This window comes from Pseudomonas sp. CCI3.1 (assembly GCF_034313985.1).
Lineage (GTDB): Bacteria > Pseudomonadota > Gammaproteobacteria > Pseudomonadales > Pseudomonadaceae > Aquipseudomonas > Aquipseudomonas psychrophila.
Genome location: NZ_JAVIWO010000001.1, coordinates 264,110 through 281,599 on the forward strand (window position 1 = coordinate 264,110; position 17,490 = coordinate 281,599).

The window sequence follows — 17,490 nt, forward strand, 5'->3', positions numbered from 1 at the left end:
GACTGCGGGTGCGACACGAAAATAACATGAATAAGCCTGCATCCACCGCAGAGGGCGGGGCAAGCTTCAACTTCAGGATAACTCCATGTCTACCCTAATTACCCGGGTCGCCGTACGCGATATTCGCTTTCCAACCTCCCGAAGCATGGACGGCTCGGACGCGATGAACTCGACGTCGGACTACTCCGCCACCTATGTCACCTTGCACACCGATTCGGACGACGGCCTGCAGGGTCACGGCCTGACGTTCACCATCGGGCGCGGCAACGATTTGTGCGTTGCGGCAGTAAAGGAACTGGCCAAATTGTTTGTCACCGGCCGCACCCTCGAAAGCATCACCAGCAACTTCGGGGCCTACTGGCATGAGATCGTTGCCGGCGACTGCCAACTGCGCTGGGTGGGTCCGGAAAAGGGTGTGGTGCATCTGGCCACCGCGGCCATTATCAATGCGCTGTGGGACTTGTGGGCCAAGAAGGAGGGCAAGCCGGTCTGGAAACTGCTCGCCGACATGAGTCCCGAAGAGCTGGTGCGTTGTGTCGACTTCACGTTTATTACCGATGCCCTGACGCCACAGGAAGCCATCGCTATGTTGCGTCGGGCGGCGCCGGGCAAGGCCGAGCGCGAGCAGCAGATGCTGCGTGAAGGCTACCCCGGTTACACCACCGCCGCCGGCTGGCTGGGCTACTCCGAAGAAAAAATGCGCCGCCTGGCTCGTGAAGCAGTTGAAGCAGGCTGGACCCATCTCAAGCAGAAGGTGGGTGCAGACATCGAGCAAGACATGCGCCGCGCGCAAATCCTGCGTGAAGAGCTGGGCTGGGATCGCAAGCTGATGATGGACGCCAACCAGACCTGGGACGTGGACGAGGCGGTGAGCAATATGCGTCGCCTGGCTGAATTCGATCCATGGTGGATTGAAGAGCCCACGAGCCCTGACGACGTACTAGGTCACGCGGCAATTCGTCAACGTATTCACCCGATAGGCGTGGCCACCGGTGAGCACGCGCACAACCGGGTCATGTTCAAGCAGTTTTTCCAGGCCGGTGCCATGGACTTCTGCCAACTCGACCCGGCACGCCTGGGCGGTCTGAACGAGGTGCTGGCTGTGGTGTTGATGGCCGCCAAGTTCGGTGTACCCGTGTGTCCCCATGGCGGTGGTGTCGGCTTGTGCCAGTACTCGCAAAACATTGTTCTGTTCGATTACATCGCTGTTTCGGCTTCGCTGGAAAAACGTGTGCTGGAGTACGTAGACCACCTGCACGAAAACTTCCTGGAACCGATCGTGATCCGCCGCGGACGCTATATGCCGCCTCAACAGCCGGGGTACAGCGTGACGATGAAGCAATCCTCCCTGGAGCATTTTGAATACCCCAACGGTTCAGAGTGGCAAGACCAGCACTAGGGCATGAAGGCTGAGCCGACAGATGATTTATCCAGGGCCACCACCGAGGTTTCTCCAGTCCACCTCGGCCTCTGTGGTAGCCTTTGGCATCATTTCTCGGACTCTGCCTCGATGGTCTCCTCCTATCCTGCTCCAGAGCGCAAGCTCTACCAGAAAATCGCCGACAGGCTTCGTGAATACATTGTTCAGGGTGACTTCAAGGTCGGCTCGCGCCTGCCTCCTGAACGTGACTTGACGCAGTTGCTGGGGGTGTCACGACCATCGCTGCGAGAGGCGCTGATTGCCCTGGAAATCGAAGGCAGCATCGAAATCAAGATGGGGTCCGGGGTGTATGTGGCCGCGCGCGTGCACGAGGGCGGCGCACGCACGGTGACACTGGGTGAGAGCCCCTCCGAACTGATGCAGGCGCGGGCGCTGATCGAAGGCGAGGCCGTGGTGCTGGCCTGCATGCACGGTAAAAAAAGCGATCACCGCTACCTCAAGGACTGCATCGACGCCATGAGGGCGAGTATCAAGGCTAATCGACCGCCCCTTGAAGACGACCGAAAATTTCATCATCGTCTGGCGAAAATGACCGGTAATTCCGCGTTGGTGCGGATCATCACGTCGTTGTTTGACGAGCGCCACAGCCCGATTTCGTCGCACCTGAGCGAACACTCGGAAAACCCGGGCACCTGGGATGCCGCGGTGATCGAACACGAAGCGATCTTGCATGCTCTGGAATGCAAAGACGTGATCGCTGCGCAGACGGCCCTTCGCCAGCATCTGCTGCGTTCAGAAGCGCGCTGGCTCGGTGCGCTTGAGGCGGAGTGACCTGGACCACACTGAGTGCTTGAGGTATTGAACCCAGCCTCATAATGGAGCGCATTGCGCAGAACGCACCGGGTTGAGGCATGGCGTAGTGCATTTCAGCCTTGCCAATACCGTACGCCAGAGGCATTTCGAGTTGGCTTGGTAGTTGCTGTCACTTTGACATCATTTATGTCATTGAGAGTGTGTTGAATGCCGCTATCCAGCAGTTCCATGATGCTGTCCTCCCGTGAGAAACACTGGCTACCCTGGTTCGGCAAAACCGGAAAATTCATGATGGGCTGGTCGTGCTGGCTTAACCGTTCGGCTTACCCGGTGATAGAGCAGACCTTCGAAGCCATCGCTGAAACCCGCGTGCAGCTGCTGCAAAACTGGACGCGGGAGCAATGGGAACACCTGGCTGAACTGGCGGAAAACCTCGCTGGTGATTTCGCCCAACTCGACAGTACTTCACTGATGGACACCCTCGTTCAGGCAGAAGATTTCTCTGAATTGTTTGTGCTGGATACCAACGCCAAGGTCGTTGCCTCGACCTGGAACCGGCGCACCAACATCCTTGTCGAGCCTACGCGGGCATTGGCAGAAGGCTTGAAGGCGCCGTTTCTTCATGGTCCTTACTGCGACCCGCTGACCTTGCAAATCGGCCCGTCGTCTTCGCGCTTTCACGATGAAGTCACGCTGATGTTTTATCAGCCGATCAAGGTCGGCGATAAAGTGCTGGGCTGCCTCTGCGGTCGCGTACCCAATGATGTGCTGGGCGATCTGATCCAGCGCGAGGCCGGGCACATCTTTGCCGAGTCGGGTGATAACTATTTGTTTATGGCCCAATCGCGTTTTAACCCCGCCATTGCGCCAGGGACGGCCTTGTCCCGCTCGCGCTTCGAGGACGGTACCTTTACCCACGGAGAAAACCTGAAAAATGGTGTGAAAACACCCTGGAGAACCGTCCAGATACAGCGCCATACCGAGCTGGAGTTGCGCTTCACCGACCCTGCCACACAGCAATTGCACGCGGGTGTTCGCGAGACCATCCGTACGGGCTCCAACCTGTTCGTGACCTACCCCGGTTATTCGGACTACCGGCACATTCCGGTGGTGGGTAAAGGTGTGACGTTTCAGTTACCGGGTTCACCGGATCGCTGGGGCATGATGTGCGAGGCCGACCTGGAGGAAGTCTATCGTCGGCGCTCCCTCAGTTATGGCCTGATGAAGCCTTACCTTGCGACCATGGCAGGCCTGTTTGCCTGCAACTACGTGGTCCGGCATTACAGTGGCCTGGGCCAGGACATGATTGATGCCGCCGAAATTCTGAGCATGGTGTGTGCGGCGCTGCTGTTCAGCCTGTGGGGGCCAAAAAGACTGGCTGCCAGGCTGAACGTGATGACGGGCGTGATCATGACCATCGCCGAGGGTGAGGGCAACCTGCGCCAGCGACTCGACACCAGCAAAATGGCCAACGACGAAACCGGGGACATGGGGCGCTGGATCAACAGTTTTATCGACCATCTGGACTCGGTGGTAGGCCAGGTGGTGAAAGCCAGCAGCAATGTCGGCAGCACCAACCGGATGATGCTGGGGCGCAGCCAGCAAGCCAGTACCACCTCTGCAGAAGTGGGCGAAGCCGTTCACCGGATGATGATTATCGTCGAAGACCAACTGGGTGAAATTCAGCAAGCCTCTGCCAGTGCCGAACACATGAAGCAGGTCATGGATGAAGTCGTCACCCGTGCCCGCGAACAGTTTCTTTCCGTACAGAAAGGAACGCAGTCCATCAGGGATGTGGTTGAGCGCTCATCTTCCAGCGTGCAGTTACTCGACAGCAAGATGACTCAGATTGGCAATATCACCGGCCTGATCAGCGATATCACCAACCAGACCAATCTGCTGGCGTTGAATGCCGCCATTGAAGCTGCGCGTGCCGGTGAACATGGTCGGGGGTTTGCGGTGGTTGCCGATGAAGTGCGCAGCCTGGCCTCACGCACATCGCGCGCTGCCGAGGACATCAGGCACATGGTAGAAGGCTTGCAAAGCGAAACGCAAAAAGCCGTCAGCTTCATGGAGGAGGGCGTCAAGGACGTCGATAACAGCCTTCGTCTGGCCGAAGATGCCTCGTCGGAAAACGTCCATTTGCATCAAGCCGTAGAAAGCATGTTTGCGATCATCCAGCAACTCAACATGCGCAGTCTCGATTACGGGAGGACCATCAAGCAGGTCGACCATTCTTCAACAGAAATGCGCCAGACCGTAGTGATGCTGCAAAACAGTGCCGAAAGCGTACGACTCAATGCCAATAAACTGCAAAAGCTGGTGGGGCAGTTTGAAGTGAGCCGAGTGCTGGTGAAGGCTTGATAATTGGGGGGCTGGGGTCAATCAGGCACACCGTGTGTACCGGTTTTGCGACCGCTACGCGCTCGAACGTAGCCTCGTTCTACTCGTCAACTGCTACGCAGTGGTATGAGTTGCGAAATTCGTAGCAGCTGACGAGCCGTGCGAGGCTGCGTCCGAGCGCGCAGCGGTCGTAAAATCGGCTTCACGGTTAATCAGGCACACCGTGTGTACCGGTCTTTCGACCGCTGCCCGCACGAACGCAGCCTCGTTCCTTCGGCAGCGGCTACAAAGAGTGCAGTCAGTCCTGTACGTGGCACCTGACCTGTTGGTGTTGACCACCGCGCATCACCTGCGGCTGCCCGCAGCCTTGTCTGCTCAAGCTACAGCGCTCAAGGAAAAAGCACCCTTCGGGCAGGTTCCTGTTACCCGGCAGTTCGGTAGGTGCCGCCACTTGTTCGGCCAGCAGCGGCACGCCCAGCCGCGGCACCGCTTCGAACAGCAGGCGGGTGTAAGGGTGGCGCGGCTGCTCCAGTACCTGGGCGGCGCTGCCCAGTTCGACGATCTGACCCAGATACATCACCGCCACCCGATCGGCCATATGGCGCACAACCGAAACATTATGGGAAATCAGGATGTAGGTCAGGTTGCGCGCCTGTTGCAACTCGGCCAACAAGTTGAGGATCTGTGCCTGCACCGAAATATCCAGCGCAGAGGTCGGTTCGTCCAGGACGATGATGTCCGGGTCGGATGACAGGGCCCTGGCGATCGCAATCCGCTGGCGCTGGCCACCGGAAAACTGGTGTGCAAAACGGTCCAGGTATTCCGGGCGGATTCCCACCTGGGCTGCCACTTTGGCGGCAATGCTGCGCATCTGCTCGCTGGAACGCATGCCCCGGGCATACAACGGCTCGGTGATGATGCGCCAGATCGGCAGGCGCGGGTTCAGCGACGATTGGGGGTCCTGGAACACGATCTGGACGTTACTGCTGCCTTCGCCATTTTTCCCGTTGGCCCAGCTCACTGCGCCGCTAGTGGGCTTGAGCAGGCCCATGAGTAATTGTGCCAGTGTGCTTTTGCCGCAGCCCGACTCGCCGACGATGCCCAGAGTTTCTCCGGCCCGGACCTGCAAGTCGATGCCGTTTAGCGCGTGGGCGTAGCCCCGGGGCCGTCCCAGCCAGTCGTTGCTGACGGGGAAACGCACGCGAACGTCTGTCAGCTTGAGAATCTTTGGGGCCGTGTCGATTGCAGGGTAAATCAGCGCACTGTTCATCACGAAAGCTCCTCTTGCGGTAACCAGCACGCGCTTTTGCGTTGCTCATCATGGTGGATGGCGGTCAGCACCGGGCGTTTGGCGCACACCGGCATGGCATGTGTGCAGCGCTCGGCGAAGGTGCATCCGGTGGGCAATTGTGAAAGGTTCGGAACTTGCCCGGGAATGGTCATGAGTGGCTGGCCCGGTTCGACCATCTCAGGCAAGCCACTGAGCAAACCCTGGGTGTAGGGGTGCCGGGGATTGCTCATGACCTCGGCCGTCAGCCCCTGTTCAACCACTGCACCGGTGTACATCACATAGACCCGGTCGCAGAACTGCGACACCAGCGCCATGTCATGGGTGATGAGCAGGATGGCCGTGCCTTTTTGACGGGCTTTTTCGCGCAGCAACAACAGCACCTGGCGTTGAACTGTTACGTCGAGTGCAGTGGTGGGCTCGTCGGCTATCAGCAATTGCGGCTCGCACGAGAACGCCAGGGCAATCATGACCCGCTGACGCATGCCACCGGACAGCTCGAACGGGTAACTCTCCAGAACCTGTTCCGGGCTGGCAATGTGCATGTCGCGCAGCAGTGCGATGGCCTTTGCGTGGGCAGCGCTGGCGCTGATCTTTTGGTGGTGAATGATCACGTCGAGCATTTGCCGGCCAATACGCCGGGTCGGATTCAGTGCGGTCATCGGTTCCTGGAAAATCATTGCAGCATCACGGCCACGTATTTTCAGCAGGTCTTTTTCGGGTGCGCTGAGCATGTCGCGATTGAGCATACTCAGGCTGCCTGAAGTGATGCGATAACTGCGCTCGGGAAGCAGCCGCATACTCAGCATCGCGGTCACGGACTTGCCCGATCCGGATTCACCGACCACACCGACGATTTCGCCGGGATTGACGTGCAGTGACACGCCGTTCAGCGCCTTGACGCTGCTCTTGTAGGCAGGAAACTCAAGACTCAAGTTGTCGATGGCCAGCACAGGATTACACGTAGACATGGTCATTTCCCCTGTTGCCGTGGGTCGAGCAGGTCGCGTACGCCATCGCCCAGCAAATTGAAACCGGTGGCGGTGATCAATATCGCCAGCCCCGGGAAGGTGGAATACCACCAGTTATCCAGGATGTAGTTGCGCCCGGTCGCAACCATTGCGCCCCATTCGGCCGTTGGCTGCTGCGCGCCCAGGCCGATGAAGCCCAAGGCTGAAGCCATCAGGATGGCGCTGCCGATATCCAGGCTCAGTTGTACCAGCAAGGGCGGCATGGCGTTGCGGGCAACGTGCCAGTGGACCATGTGCCAGCGCTTGGCGCCGAACGTTTCGGCAGCTTTTACGTAGCCCATCTGGCGGATACCCAGGGCCTGGCCACGGGCCAGGCGGACATAGGACGGAATCCGTACCAGGGTGATTGCCAGCATGGCATTGAACAGGCTCGCACCCAGTGCGGCTGCCAGTGCCATGATCAGCACCAGTGAAGGCACCGACAGCATGATGTCCATCAAACGCATGGTCAGGGAGTCAAAGCGCCCGCCGATCACGCCGGAAAAACAGCCCAGCAGGCCACCGATAAAACATGAGGCAAAGGCCACGAACAGGCCAACGCCTACCGATTGCTGGCTGCCGTAGAGCACACGACTGAACAGGTCCCGGCCCACTTCATCGGTGCCAAACCAGTGTTCGGAGGACGGTGGTGCCAGACGCTCGGCCAGGTTGAGGGCGTTGGGGTCGTGGCTGGCCAGCCAGGGAGCGAAGATCATGGCCGCCACCACCATCAGGGTGATCAGCAGGCCCGCCATGGTCAACGGGCTGCGGCGGATCTGATAGGCCAGGTAGGTGAGTTTTTCACGCCATTGCGGGCCGTGTGTTGCGCTAAGGGGTACCGACATCTCAATTCACCTCGCCGATGCGTGGATCGATCACGCGGTACAGAAGATCGATGGCCATGTTCAGCAGTACATAGATAAACGACACCAGGATTGCGAAGCCCATCACCGCCGGGAAATCCAGGGACTGGATCGACTTTACGACGTAGGCGCCCATGCCCGGCCAGGCGAAAACGGTCTCGGTCAGGACTGCGCCGTACAGCAGATCGCCCAGGGTCAGGCCCAGCACGGTTACCGACGGAATCAGCGCATTGGGCAGCGCATGACGCAGGATCACGGTCCAGCGCGACAAACCGTAGGCACGGGCGGTGCGGATGTAGTCCTCACCCAATTGATCGAGCATGGCGGAACGGATCTGCCGCGAGATGACCCCAAGCGTCACGAACCCCAGGGTTGCTGCGGGCAGGATCAAGTGCTTGAGTGCATCGAAAAACAGAGTGAAGTTCCCGGCCAGCAATGAGTCGATCAGGTAGAAACCGGTGATCGTCGACGGTGGCGTGAGCCCTTCGGACAATCGACCACCACCAGGCAGCCAGCCGAGGTGACCATAAAACAGCACGATCGCGCCCAGACCTAGCCAGAATGCCGGTGTAGAGATGCCGGTGACGGCCAGGGTACGTGCGATCTGGTCGATGGCGCGGTTGTGGTAGACCGCCGACAGCACCCCCAGTGGCACGCCGACCAGAATGGCGAGGAACAATGCCACCAGGGCCAGTTCCAGAGTCGCCGGGAAGAACGCCTGCAAGTCCTCCAGTACCGGGCGGTTGGTACGAATCGATGTGCCGAGGTCGCCCTGCACAAGGTCCAGCACGTAGCGGCCGTATTGCTGGTACAGCGGCAAATCCAGCCCCAGTTGATGACGGATTCCGGCGACCAGCGCATCGCTGGCACGGTCACCGGCGATCAGCCGTGCGGGATCGCCGGGAATCAGATGGGAAATGGTAAAGGTAATCAGCGAAACACCGAACACGACCAGTAACAGGCCAAGCACGCGCTTGCGCAACAACGTCAGGAAGGCCATAGGGCACCTCAGTCACACTAACGACAGAAATCCAACGCCATGCGCGCCATTACTGGCGCGCACGCAGCAGCAGGTTTACTTGCTCATGCTGCCCAGGTTGAACACCTGTTCGAGCATGGGGTTGAACACGTAGCCCTTGACCGAATCACGCATCGGCAGGGTGTAGTTCTTCTGGTAGAGGTAAACGTAGGCACTGTCGTCGAGCACCATTTTCTGGGCCTTTTGATACAGCTCGGTGCGCTTTGCCGTGTCGCTGGTGGTCGCGGCTTCGCGGATCAGGGTGTCGACCTGCGGGTTGTTGTAGAACGAACGGTTGCCTTGCAGGCCCTGCATCTTGGAGTCGAACCAGAAGTTCATGAACATGTACGGGTCAGCGAAGTCCGGGCTCCAGGTGCCTACGGCGATGTCGTAGTCGGCTTGGCCAACACGCTCACGCAGGGTGGCGTTGGCGGTCTTCTCCAGCTTGAGGTTGATGCCCAGAGGGGCGAGGGCGGCTTGCAGGGTCAAGCCGATCGGCTCCCAGTTGGCGTCCTTGTCCGAGTACATGTAACTCAGGTTGGTGATTTTCTTGGGAACCTTGGCCAGGCTCTCCATGGCAGCAGGCATGTCCTGTTTCATGTTCGGCAACGAGCTGTCATAGGCCCACATGCCGTCCGGGATCGGCCCGTTCAGCAGCTCGGCCTTGCCCTTGAGAATGCCCTTGACGATGCCGTTGTAGTCCACCGCCTCGGTGATCGCACGGCGCGCATCCACGTTGGTCAGGGGGCCTTGCTTGTTGTTCAGGTACAGGTAGGTGACCCGCAGCGACGGGAACTCCTTGACCACGACGCCCGGTTTGCTGGCCAGAGAACCCAGCTGGTCTTCTGGCATGTCTTCGATGATGTCCAGATCACCGCGTTCCAGTTGCAGGCGGCGTACCGAGGGCTCGGCGATGATCTTGAGCACGACGGTTTTGAGCGCAGGTTTGGCGCCGGCGTAATAGGGGTTCGGTTCCATGGTCAGCGACTGGCCTTTCTGCCAGTTGCTCAAGCGGTAAGGGCCAGAACCTGCGGTGTGGCTGGACAGCCAGGCATTGGCCTCTGCGCCTTTGTTGGCCACCAGCGGATTGACGATCGAGGCACCGTTGTGGGCCAGCGTGAACAGGAAGGGCGCGAACGGTGTCTTGAGGGTGAAGCGCACGGTCTGCGGGTCAATCACCTCAACCACCATGTCTTCAGGGAATGCACCGGATGGGCCCTGCTTGAGGGTCATCAGACGGTCGAACGAGAACTTGACTGCCGCAGCGTCTACGCCGGTGCCGTCATCGAACTTGTTGCCAGGCTTGAGCTTGAACTCCCAGACCAGGTTGTCCGGGGAAACAGTCCAGCTCTCGGCCAGGTCTCCCTGGACTTCGGTGCTGCTCTTGTCGCCATCGGTCTTGTAGCCCACCAGTCGCTGGTAAGACGGGTAGGTGATGGTCCAGTCGTTGTTATCAAAGGTCACGGCCGGATCGAGGGTTTGCGGGTCGGCAGGTTTGCCGATGATCAGGGTGTCCTGTGCGGTGGCTGCGGTTGCAGCTTGCCAGGTGCCAAGGCTCAAGGCTGCGCACAGCAAGCCAGGTAACAGTTTTCGGGCACGGGAAGCGGTAGTGCGGTTCACGGTCTTGATGAGGGTCATGCCGGTTTCCTTCAACATTCGATGTCTGGAAGTAGGTTTATTTTTGGAATCTATAACCGGGCAGTAGCAGATGAAGCTTGTTTGAAACGTTTTTGTTGTTGTCGTGAAGCGGTGTCACTGGCATCGAAACTCTTTGGTTTCGTGGCCGGATTACTCGTGGAGCAAGGGGTAATCGTCAGCGTTGGGCAGCTCGAAATGCCACCACTCCGTAGGGATCGCCTGGAAGCCCGCGCCCAACATAATGCCCAGCAACAGCAGGCGGTTGCGCTGCACGTTGACCGGCAGGTCGGGGTAGAACTGATGGGATTTGTCTTCCATGGCATCAAATGCGGTGCCCATGTCCAGCGGCTTGCCGTTTTCGTCCACAAGGGTCAGATCCACTGCAACACCGCGACTGTGGTGAGAACCCAGGTGCGGATCACGCACGTAGTCGCCGTTGGGCAACGCTTCCCAGAGCAAAAACTGCGCATAGGGTGGCCGATAGGCGTCATAAATGAGCAGGCTGTAGCCAGCAAGGTTCGCCAGCTGGCTGGCCTTGCGCAAACAGACGGCCGCATCACGGTGCAACTGGCAACGCGCTGTCGGGTAGATGATTTTGCCGGCCAGGTTATCGGCAGTGGCATAGATCATTTCGATCTGCACCTGATACTGCTCCACGTCGATTTCAACGAGCGGGCTTGGGGTTGCAACGCTTTGGTTCACACAAACACTCCATTTGTGACTTGTTTGAGGCGATCGGCTTAGCCTTCGAACTGGCCGAAGGCTTTTTGCAACTGACGATTTTTTGCCAGGCGTGCATCCAGATGCTCGCCGTATTTTTCTGCCACTGCCGAAACCATGAGGTTCAACAGGCAAGCCAAGGGAGCTGGGGAATCCCAGAACTGCCCGACGTCGGTCTTGATCTGCAGCAGGTCTAGCGGGTAATCCCGGGCCCATGGGCATTGCAGATCGGTGATCAGGGCCAGGGGTAATTGGTTGTCGATGGCCGCGTCACAGAAGGTTTGGGTCACGCTGGAGTACGCACGAAAGTCGGCAATGATCGCGTACGGGTTGGCGAAACCGGAATTCAGGGTTTCGGCGTAGATGCCCGACAGGCCGTCAACGTAGTAGACCTTGGGACGGATGTACTCCAGGTGGCTGTGAAACGCGGTGAGAATGCCGCGAGTGGACTGGATGCCGAGGATGAACACGGCATCGGCTTCGTGAATGCGTTGCACGATGTGGGCAAAGGTTTCGCTGCGGGCCAGTTCATAGACCTGCTGGATGGCCTCGATTTCGCGATGCAGGGAACGGTCCAGCGCATCATCGCAGCTGTTTTCGGCGCGGAAGGCGCCGATACGGTCGGTGATCAACCACGAGGTAGGTGCTTCACCGCGCAGGCTCTGCTTGACCTCATCCAGGTTCTGATAACCCAGGGAACGCAGGAAACGGCCCACGGAAATACCCGTGGTAGAGGTTTGCTGCGCAATGCTGTCAGCGGACTCGAAGGGCAACTGTTGCGGATTGCCCAACAAGTAACTGGCAATACGCTTGCCGGTGGGTGTCAGGTTGGAGAACTCTTGTTCCAGCAACTGAAGAAAGCTGTTTTTTTCCAGGGACATAAGAGCGCGCCGACACCGTGGTTGTTATTGGTATGTCATTTGTTTGCTTCGTGTTAGCAACATAACATTTGTTTTCACGGCAACACAACGCCTTTTCTGAAGCGTGTGCAGTGAAGTGTTTTTTGCGGGTATCACGAGCGCCTTGGGCGCTCGCACAGACACTCAGACAGCCATGACCATCTCATGCCAGGCCATGCCGCCATGTTCGGAGGGGGATGGCTGAACGTACTGATAGCCCAGCCGGGTGTAGAGCCCGACGTGCTGTTCTTTGCACATCAGGTGGATGGTTTTTTTCCCGAGGCTGCGCATCTGCTCGACAAACTCGTGCATCAGCAGCGTTGAAAAGCCCTTGCCCTGGTGTTCAGGGGACACCACCACGGACATGATCACCACATTGGGCGCCGCTGGGTCGTGCCCGATCAGTTCCTTGAAGGCCTCATCCGACATGACCACGTCGTGGGCACAGCCGCTATTGATGAAACCCACCACCTGGCTGGCCTGCTCAAGGATCAGAAAGCCCTGGGAATACTGGGCGATCCGAGTAGCAATCTTTTCCAGAGTGGCGGCTTCATCGCCTTCATAGGCTGAAATTTCGATCTGATAGCAGCGCTCCGCGTCCTGTGGGGTCGCGTGTCTGAATAGGGGGGTTGGTAGAACCATGGGCTGCTCTCTGTGTGGGGGGGATTGTTCAGCCCTTTGTTGTTCATGCTGAAGGCCTGTTCGCCCTTGATTATAAATAACTCATGGTAAAGGTCATGGACGTATTGGCTGTGCCAAACGACAGGTCTTGATCGCCGAGACGAATATAAGCAGCACTCAACGGAATTTTAAAGTTGCCGCCACGCTCCTCATAAGCGTCGAACACATGGGCCTTGTCCAGGGCCAGGGGTACACCATTGCCGTCCATGATGCGCAGGCCAACACCTTTGACACTGGAAGTCCCATCCAGCGAAACCAGGCCACTTTCCCTGTCTATGACTGGGGTGTTGGCTTGTAGTGAGTAGGTTACTCTGGAGATGCCTTCCTGGCACTCGTTGAGTGCGATGTCGAAGTGGACGGGGTTTGTCTGGCCTCGACTGCCCGTCAGTTCACTGGCTACATAATCGCCCATCTTGACCGACACGTCAGGGGTTTTGCAGGAGGCCGCGGAGATGATCAGGTTGCTGGTAAGCGTGAGGTTATGGGTGACTAATGTCCCGTAATTGATGGTCCCAATTTTTGCGGGGGTAATGATCGTGCCATGTTTAACTTTTCCAATTTTTATAAATCTGAAAATAAACTGCCCGCCGTAGGTTCCCCAAACGTTTCCCTGTTTGTAAGTCTTTTCGCCAAACACGTTGATCGTGTTATTTGGGGTCGCTGAACCGCTGTAAACCTGGACTGCAATGCCACTGTCTTTTATCGGGAATGTGTATCCGCTCACAGGTGCAGGACCGAGTGCTGGATTCGGGACCAGGCCGAGGGGTGTAATACCCCTGCACGTCATGTTGTTATGAACGCGCACAAGCTTACTGGCTTCATAAATCGTGCGGTCATTTTCCAGGTCTGCGGGCATGCTGATGACTCCCGGTCCTGGCAAGTCGACTTCAAGGCTGGTGGTTGGGTTGGGTCCCTCATTGAAAACACAATCCGCATATGAGCAGGCTGGACTGAATAATAATAGTGCCAATAAGGGTAAGTGATGTATGCAATTGCCTTTTACGTTATGCATGGCGTTATTTCTTCTCTAGCGATTGCCTTGTATGGGGTTCGAAATGTCAGTCGTGGTGTTGTTTTTAAATTCCTTATGGGTCTGAGCGTTTGCGTTGTACTGGCACTTTAAGGTTTGTTGGTTTGAAATCAATTGAAGAGGTTATAAGTAACTCTTGGTAAAAGTCAGGCTTGTATTGGCGGAATCAAACCCCAGAGTTTGAGTGCCAAGATGTACAAAGGCAGCACTCAGGGGGGTGTTAAAGTTGCCGCCTCGAGTGTCGTAATCGCTGAAAACATGTGCTTTGTCTAGGGCCAGTGGTGTTCCATTGCCATCCATAATGCGTAGCCCGACTCCTTTGGATGTGGAGGTGCCATCCAGCGAAACCAGGCCACTTTCCCTGTCTATGACTGGGGTGTTGGCTTGTAGTGAGTAGGTTACTCTGGAGATGCCTTCCTGGCACTCGTTGAGTGCGATGTCGAAGTGGACGGGGTTTGTCTGACCTCGACTGCCCGTGACTTCACTGGCTACGTAGTCGCCCATGTTGACCGACACGTTGGGGGTTTTGCAGGAGGCCGTGGCGATAATCAGCTTGCTTCTGATTGTTATGTTGTGCGTGGTCAATGTCCCGTATTTGACAGCCCCTATATTGATGGGGCCAATGACTGTGCCGTGTTTAATTTTTCCTATTTTTATAAATCTGAAAGTGTACGCTCCGCCTCCAGTCCCCCAAAGGAATTGTCCTCCGACTATTTGTTCTCCATGTGCACGAATTGCGTCTTTGGGGGTTGTTCCTAAGTTGAATATCTGGATTGCGATACCACTATCTTTTATCGGGAATGTGTAGCCGCCTGCAGGCGCAGGACCGAGTTCCGGGTTTGGAACAAAACCATAAGGCGTGTAGTAGCTACAGTTAAGGATGAAATAAATGCCAGGCGAATAGACGGCCTCATATACAGTACTGTTGTTTTCCATGTCAGCAGGTATGCTGATAGTTCCCATTACTGGCGGGTTTAATTCGACTGTGCGTTCTGGATGATTGAAGCGACATTCGCTCATTGCTTCAGTGTGATTGAAGAGTAATAGCAAGGTCAGTAAAAATAGGTACGTCATATGCATTTTATTCGCGTCAAACATAAAAGTTCCTTCGATAGGGTAATTGCCATACCCTGGTGTCGGGTATTTATACGTGACTCGATCATCAACGTGCCTTTGGTTCAGGCAAACACATAAGTTTGTAGCGTTCGTAATTGACCTTTTCTTGTTTTTGCGCAAGCGCATAGCTAGCCAGGCATTGTTTGCCTTGCCATTTGATGGTCAGGGTAGCGCTGTCATGCTCGACCATGGCGAGGGCTTTGCCGGTAGGGTCGGACATGGCCAGTTGCACACCCTTGGCATCCTCCACCGAGGCACCGAACGGAATAGGTCGGTTCTTGGCATCGACCAGATCAAATTGAACCCGGCGACCCTTGCTTGCTTCGAAGCGTGCAACCACCACCGCACCACGGCGCGGCACGATTTGCTGAGTCGCATTTTCGAGTTCCACGCCACCGCCCAGGTCACGGGTGTCCAGGCTCAACCAGTTCACTCGATACGGTTGAGTGTTGGGAATAATGGCAAAACCATTGTTGCCGGTCGTAACCCCGGAGTGGGTGCTGATCTCGACGCCGGGTACCCCGGGTACTTCAACCAGGGCGAACGTTTCACCGATGGTTTGCCCAAGGTTGATTCCGCCAGCATGGGCGACCATGGAGCCTGAAATATTCAGGTTCTGGGAGTTATAGCCCTGGCCCTGGCTGTAGCCGGCACCGATATCGGCTATTGCTGTGCGGGTATTCAAGGCCAGCGAGCCGGATTGACCACTGTGACTGCTGTCACCGGCCTGGATGGAGTAAAACGAATCCCGACTGTCCGCCAGATAACCACTGACCCCCATTTGTGTGCTGTTGCCACTGCGCTCACTACTGCTTGAGACATAGGCCCGGGGCGACCGGGGGCGAGAGCCCAGCGCAAAAGAGACTGAGAGGTTGACCTGAGTGTCGGTGTTCGCTAAGCCGCCCTTGACCAAATCCTGGCTCTTGCTGGCGCTCAGGTTGTAGTTCATTTGCCCCCAGTTGTTGGTGTAGCCCGCAGAAAAACTTCGCGAACCACCCCTGTTCCAGTAGCGTTGGTCACTGGCGTTGAGGTAGAGCGAGCCATACTGACGGGCGCCGCCGAGTGTCTGGTTGATGGTGAGGTTGGTGCGGGTTTTCGAACTGCCACTGCGCTGCCTGATACCTTGACTGATGTCTTCAACGTGATCACTGAACGTGCGATAACCTTCCGTGGAATAACGGTAGGCGGCCAGGGTGAAACTGGTATCAGTGCCGGTAAAGGTTTTCGCATAGAGCGCCCGCAAGCTGTTGCCCCGGGTGGTTTTGCCCTGGGCGCGGCTGGATGACTGGGTGAGGTCGAACGAGACCGCGCCCAGCGCAGTGTTTTTCGCCGCTCCCAGCGAGACCGCCTGAAAGTTTTCACTGGCTTGCAGACCGGCAATACCCGTCAGGTTGCTGTTCAAACCATAGGCGCCCGTGCTGCTGACAAAGGAAGGGGATGCCACGCCTTCGGCGTTGCTGGCGTATTGGCCAGCAGACACGCTGTATTTGAACTGACCTTCGCGAATCATCGTGGGCAGGGCGGAAAAAGCCTGCTTGCTCACTCTGCGGCGACCGTCGGCTTCGGTAATCACTACCTCTAGATCGCCGTTGGATCCCGTGGGGTAGATATCGCTGATTTCGAACGGGCCAGGCGGTACCGTGGTGGAGTACAGGGTGTAGTTGTCCTGGCGAATCTCGACCAAAGCGTTGGACTCGGCTACGCCGCGAATGATCGGTGCATAACCGCGTTCGCTGTCGGCGCGCATCCCGTCGTCCGAAGCCACTTTCACGCCCCGGTAGCGCACACTGTCAAACAACTCGGTATCGGAGAGGATCTCTCCAGCGCTGAACTGCCCCCTGATAGCGGTGACGTCGCGTTGCACGTAGCTGCGATTGCTCTTGAATATGCTTGCACGGCCGGTACGGGCGCTGAAGTTCGACTCGTTGCGCAGACGCCACGGGCCCAGGTTGATGCCATTGCGCAGTCCCAGGTTGCTGGATACCTGGGTGCTGAACTCAGTGGCGTTGCGGTTGCTGCTGAACTGATAGTTGGTAAACCCTGCAGGAACGCCTTGGTCCCATAGCTCAGGATCGACAAAACCGCGCATGCCTCGAGCCATTGCCAGTTGCGGTACGCTGAAATACAAGCGCAGGCGGCTGGAGTCGTAGCGCCAGGTAGCCTGCTCAATCATGGAGGTCAGGTCATGGCAGGCGTGGGGCAACTGGGGATCGAGCAGCCCTTGTTCCTGCAGTTTTTGTACATCGACGCCAAGTTGTTGAATCAAATCAAACGTCATGCACGGCTCAACCTTGCCGTTGTGTTCGTTGGGTCTGAACGCGATGTCCCTGCGACCTACCAGCACTTCATTACTGTACAGATCGACCCGGTAGTTACCCGGCAATACCCGGTTGGCGCTCAACAGCGTTTGTAAATCCACCGATGTTCCGCCCTGAAAGAATGAGGTGTTGAATTGTTCTTCAAGTTGAACTGCCTGTTCTTCGGCGAAGGCGGTGCTCGACAGAGTGATTGTTATGATCAGGCACAGTGGGTACAGAGGTAGAAGCAGGTATTTGTTATTGGAGCCCCTTGTTTGGACGCTATTGTCCGCACAACTATCATGCGTAGGGTTATTGTAGATAAACATATCAATAGTCTGTGCCGTCAGCATGACTGATGCAGTCATAACGTGTGCGAAAAATTAAGCGTGC

General features: G+C 57.1%; 14 protein-coding genes. 3 read left to right on the forward strand and 11 right to left on the reverse strand.

Annotation, left to right across the window (positions count from 1 at the left end; all coding sequences use genetic code 11):
• Positions 1–85 precede the first annotated feature (85 nt).
• From RGV06_RS01055 to RGV06_RS25715, 3 genes are all read left to right on the forward strand, one after another.
• Positions 86–1,399, forward strand: a complete 1,314-nt coding sequence (locus RGV06_RS01055) for an L-fuconate dehydratase (RefSeq protein WP_037032588.1) — start codon at positions 86–88, stop codon at positions 1,397–1,399.
• A gap of 111 nt (positions 1,400–1,510) precedes the next feature.
• Positions 1,511–2,212, forward strand: a complete 702-nt coding sequence (locus RGV06_RS01060; RefSeq protein WP_019827238.1) for a FadR/GntR family transcriptional regulator — start codon at positions 1,511–1,513, stop codon at positions 2,210–2,212.
• Positions 2,213–3,916: 1,704 nt separating this feature from the next.
• Complete coding sequence (locus RGV06_RS25715; protein WP_404688847.1) at positions 3,917–4,558, forward strand: methyl-accepting chemotaxis protein; 642 nt, start codon at positions 3,917–3,919, stop codon at positions 4,556–4,558.
• A gap of 277 nt (positions 4,559–4,835) precedes the next feature.
• Here RGV06_RS25715 and RGV06_RS01070 read toward each other — a convergent pair whose 3' ends face one another.
• The 11 genes from RGV06_RS01070 to RGV06_RS01120 all read right to left on the reverse strand — a co-directional run bounded on the left by RGV06_RS01070 (position 4,836) and on the right by RGV06_RS01120 (position 17,426).
• Positions 4,836–5,807 carry an ABC transporter ATP-binding protein gene (locus RGV06_RS01070; RefSeq protein WP_322149111.1) on the reverse strand — a complete coding sequence of 324 codons (972 nt, stop codon included), beginning with the start codon at positions 5,805–5,807 and terminating at the stop codon, positions 4,836–4,838.
• The gene (locus tag RGV06_RS01075) at positions 5,807–6,802 is read right to left on the reverse strand and encodes an ABC transporter ATP-binding protein (RefSeq protein WP_173667395.1); all 996 of its coding nucleotides are present in this window, start codon (positions 6,800–6,802) and stop codon (positions 5,807–5,809) included. The genes RGV06_RS01070 and RGV06_RS01075 overlap by 1 nt, the downstream gene beginning before the upstream one ends.
• Entirely contained in the window at positions 6,799–7,680 is an 882-nt protein-coding gene (ddpC, locus tag RGV06_RS01080) for a D,D-dipeptide ABC transporter permease (protein ID WP_019827234.1), read from the reverse strand. Before ddpC ends, RGV06_RS01075 begins: the two co-directional genes overlap by 4 nt.
• Before the next feature lies 1 nt (position 7,681).
• Positions 7,682–8,698, reverse strand: coding sequence for an ABC transporter permease (locus tag RGV06_RS01085; protein ID WP_019827233.1), 1,017 nt, complete (start codon positions 8,696–8,698; stop codon positions 7,682–7,684).
• Between the two features lie 75 nt (positions 8,699–8,773).
• Positions 8,774–10,354, reverse strand: a complete 1,581-nt coding sequence (locus RGV06_RS01090) for an ABC transporter substrate-binding protein (protein WP_019827232.1) — start codon at positions 10,352–10,354, stop codon at positions 8,774–8,776.
• Between the two features lie 150 nt (positions 10,355–10,504).
• Entirely contained in the window at positions 10,505–11,056 is a 552-nt protein-coding gene (ddpX, locus tag RGV06_RS01095) for a D-alanyl-D-alanine dipeptidase (protein ID WP_019827231.1), read from the reverse strand.
• Between the two features lie 38 nt (positions 11,057–11,094).
• Entirely contained in the window at positions 11,095–11,955 is an 861-nt protein-coding gene (locus RGV06_RS01100; protein WP_019827230.1) for a MurR/RpiR family transcriptional regulator, read from the reverse strand.
• A 162-nt stretch (positions 11,956–12,117) separates the two neighbouring features.
• Positions 12,118–12,615, reverse strand: coding sequence for a GNAT family N-acetyltransferase (locus RGV06_RS01105; protein WP_046810118.1), 498 nt, complete (start codon positions 12,613–12,615; stop codon positions 12,118–12,120).
• 70 nt (positions 12,616–12,685) lie between these two features.
• Entirely contained in the window at positions 12,686–13,510 is an 825-nt protein-coding gene (locus RGV06_RS01110) for a fimbrial protein (RefSeq protein WP_322149113.1), read from the reverse strand.
• 297 nt (positions 13,511–13,807) lie between these two features.
• Positions 13,808–14,782: a fimbrial protein gene (locus RGV06_RS01115; protein ID WP_322149115.1), complete on the reverse strand. Its 975-nt coding sequence runs from the start codon at positions 14,780–14,782 to the stop codon at positions 13,808–13,810.
• A 64-nt stretch (positions 14,783–14,846) separates the two neighbouring features.
• A complete protein-coding gene (locus RGV06_RS01120) occupies positions 14,847–17,426 on the reverse strand; it encodes a fimbria/pilus outer membrane usher protein (RefSeq protein WP_082113445.1) in 2,580 nt (859 codons plus the stop codon).
• Between the last annotated feature and the right edge of the window lie 64 nt (positions 17,427–17,490).

Bases quoted from the DNA above. Each gene is read 5' to 3' on its own strand.
- RGV06_RS01055 (WP_037032588.1), top strand. From the start codon at position 86: ATGTCTACCCTAATTACCCGGGTCGCCGTACGCGATATTCGCTTTCCA.
- RGV06_RS01060 (WP_019827238.1), top strand. From the start codon at position 1,511: ATGGTCTCCTCCTATCCTGCTCCAGAGCGCAAGCTCTACCAGAAAATC.
- RGV06_RS25715 (WP_404688847.1), top strand. From the start codon at position 3,917: ATGGATGAAGTCGTCACCCGTGCCCGCGAACAGTTTCTTTCCGTACAG.
- RGV06_RS01070 (WP_322149111.1), bottom strand. From the start codon at position 5,807: ATGAACAGTGCGCTGATTTACCCTGCAATCGACACGGCCCCAAAGATT.
- RGV06_RS01075 (WP_173667395.1), bottom strand. From the start codon at position 6,802: ATGACCATGTCTACGTGTAATCCTGTGCTGGCCATCGACAACTTGAGT.
- ddpC (WP_019827234.1), bottom strand. From the start codon at position 7,680: ATGTCGGTACCCCTTAGCGCAACACACGGCCCGCAATGGCGTGAAAAA.
- RGV06_RS01085 (WP_019827233.1), bottom strand. From the start codon at position 8,698: ATGGCCTTCCTGACGTTGTTGCGCAAGCGCGTGCTTGGCCTGTTACTG.
- RGV06_RS01090 (WP_019827232.1), bottom strand. From the start codon at position 10,354: ATGACCCTCATCAAGACCGTGAACCGCACTACCGCTTCCCGTGCCCGA.
- RGV06_RS01100 (WP_019827230.1), bottom strand. From the start codon at position 11,955: ATGTCCCTGGAAAAAAACAGCTTTCTTCAGTTGCTGGAACAAGAGTTC.
- RGV06_RS01105 (WP_046810118.1), bottom strand. From the start codon at position 12,615: ATGGTTCTACCAACCCCCCTATTCAGACACGCGACCCCACAGGACGCG.
- RGV06_RS01110 (WP_322149113.1), bottom strand. From the start codon at position 13,510: ATGCCCGCAGACCTGGAAAATGACCGCACGATTTATGAAGCCAGTAAG.
- RGV06_RS01115 (WP_322149115.1), bottom strand. From the start codon at position 14,782: ATGTTTGACGCGAATAAAATGCATATGACGTACCTATTTTTACTGACC.
- RGV06_RS01120 (WP_082113445.1), bottom strand. From the start codon at position 17,426: ATGTTTATCTACAATAACCCTACGCATGATAGTTGTGCGGACAATAGC.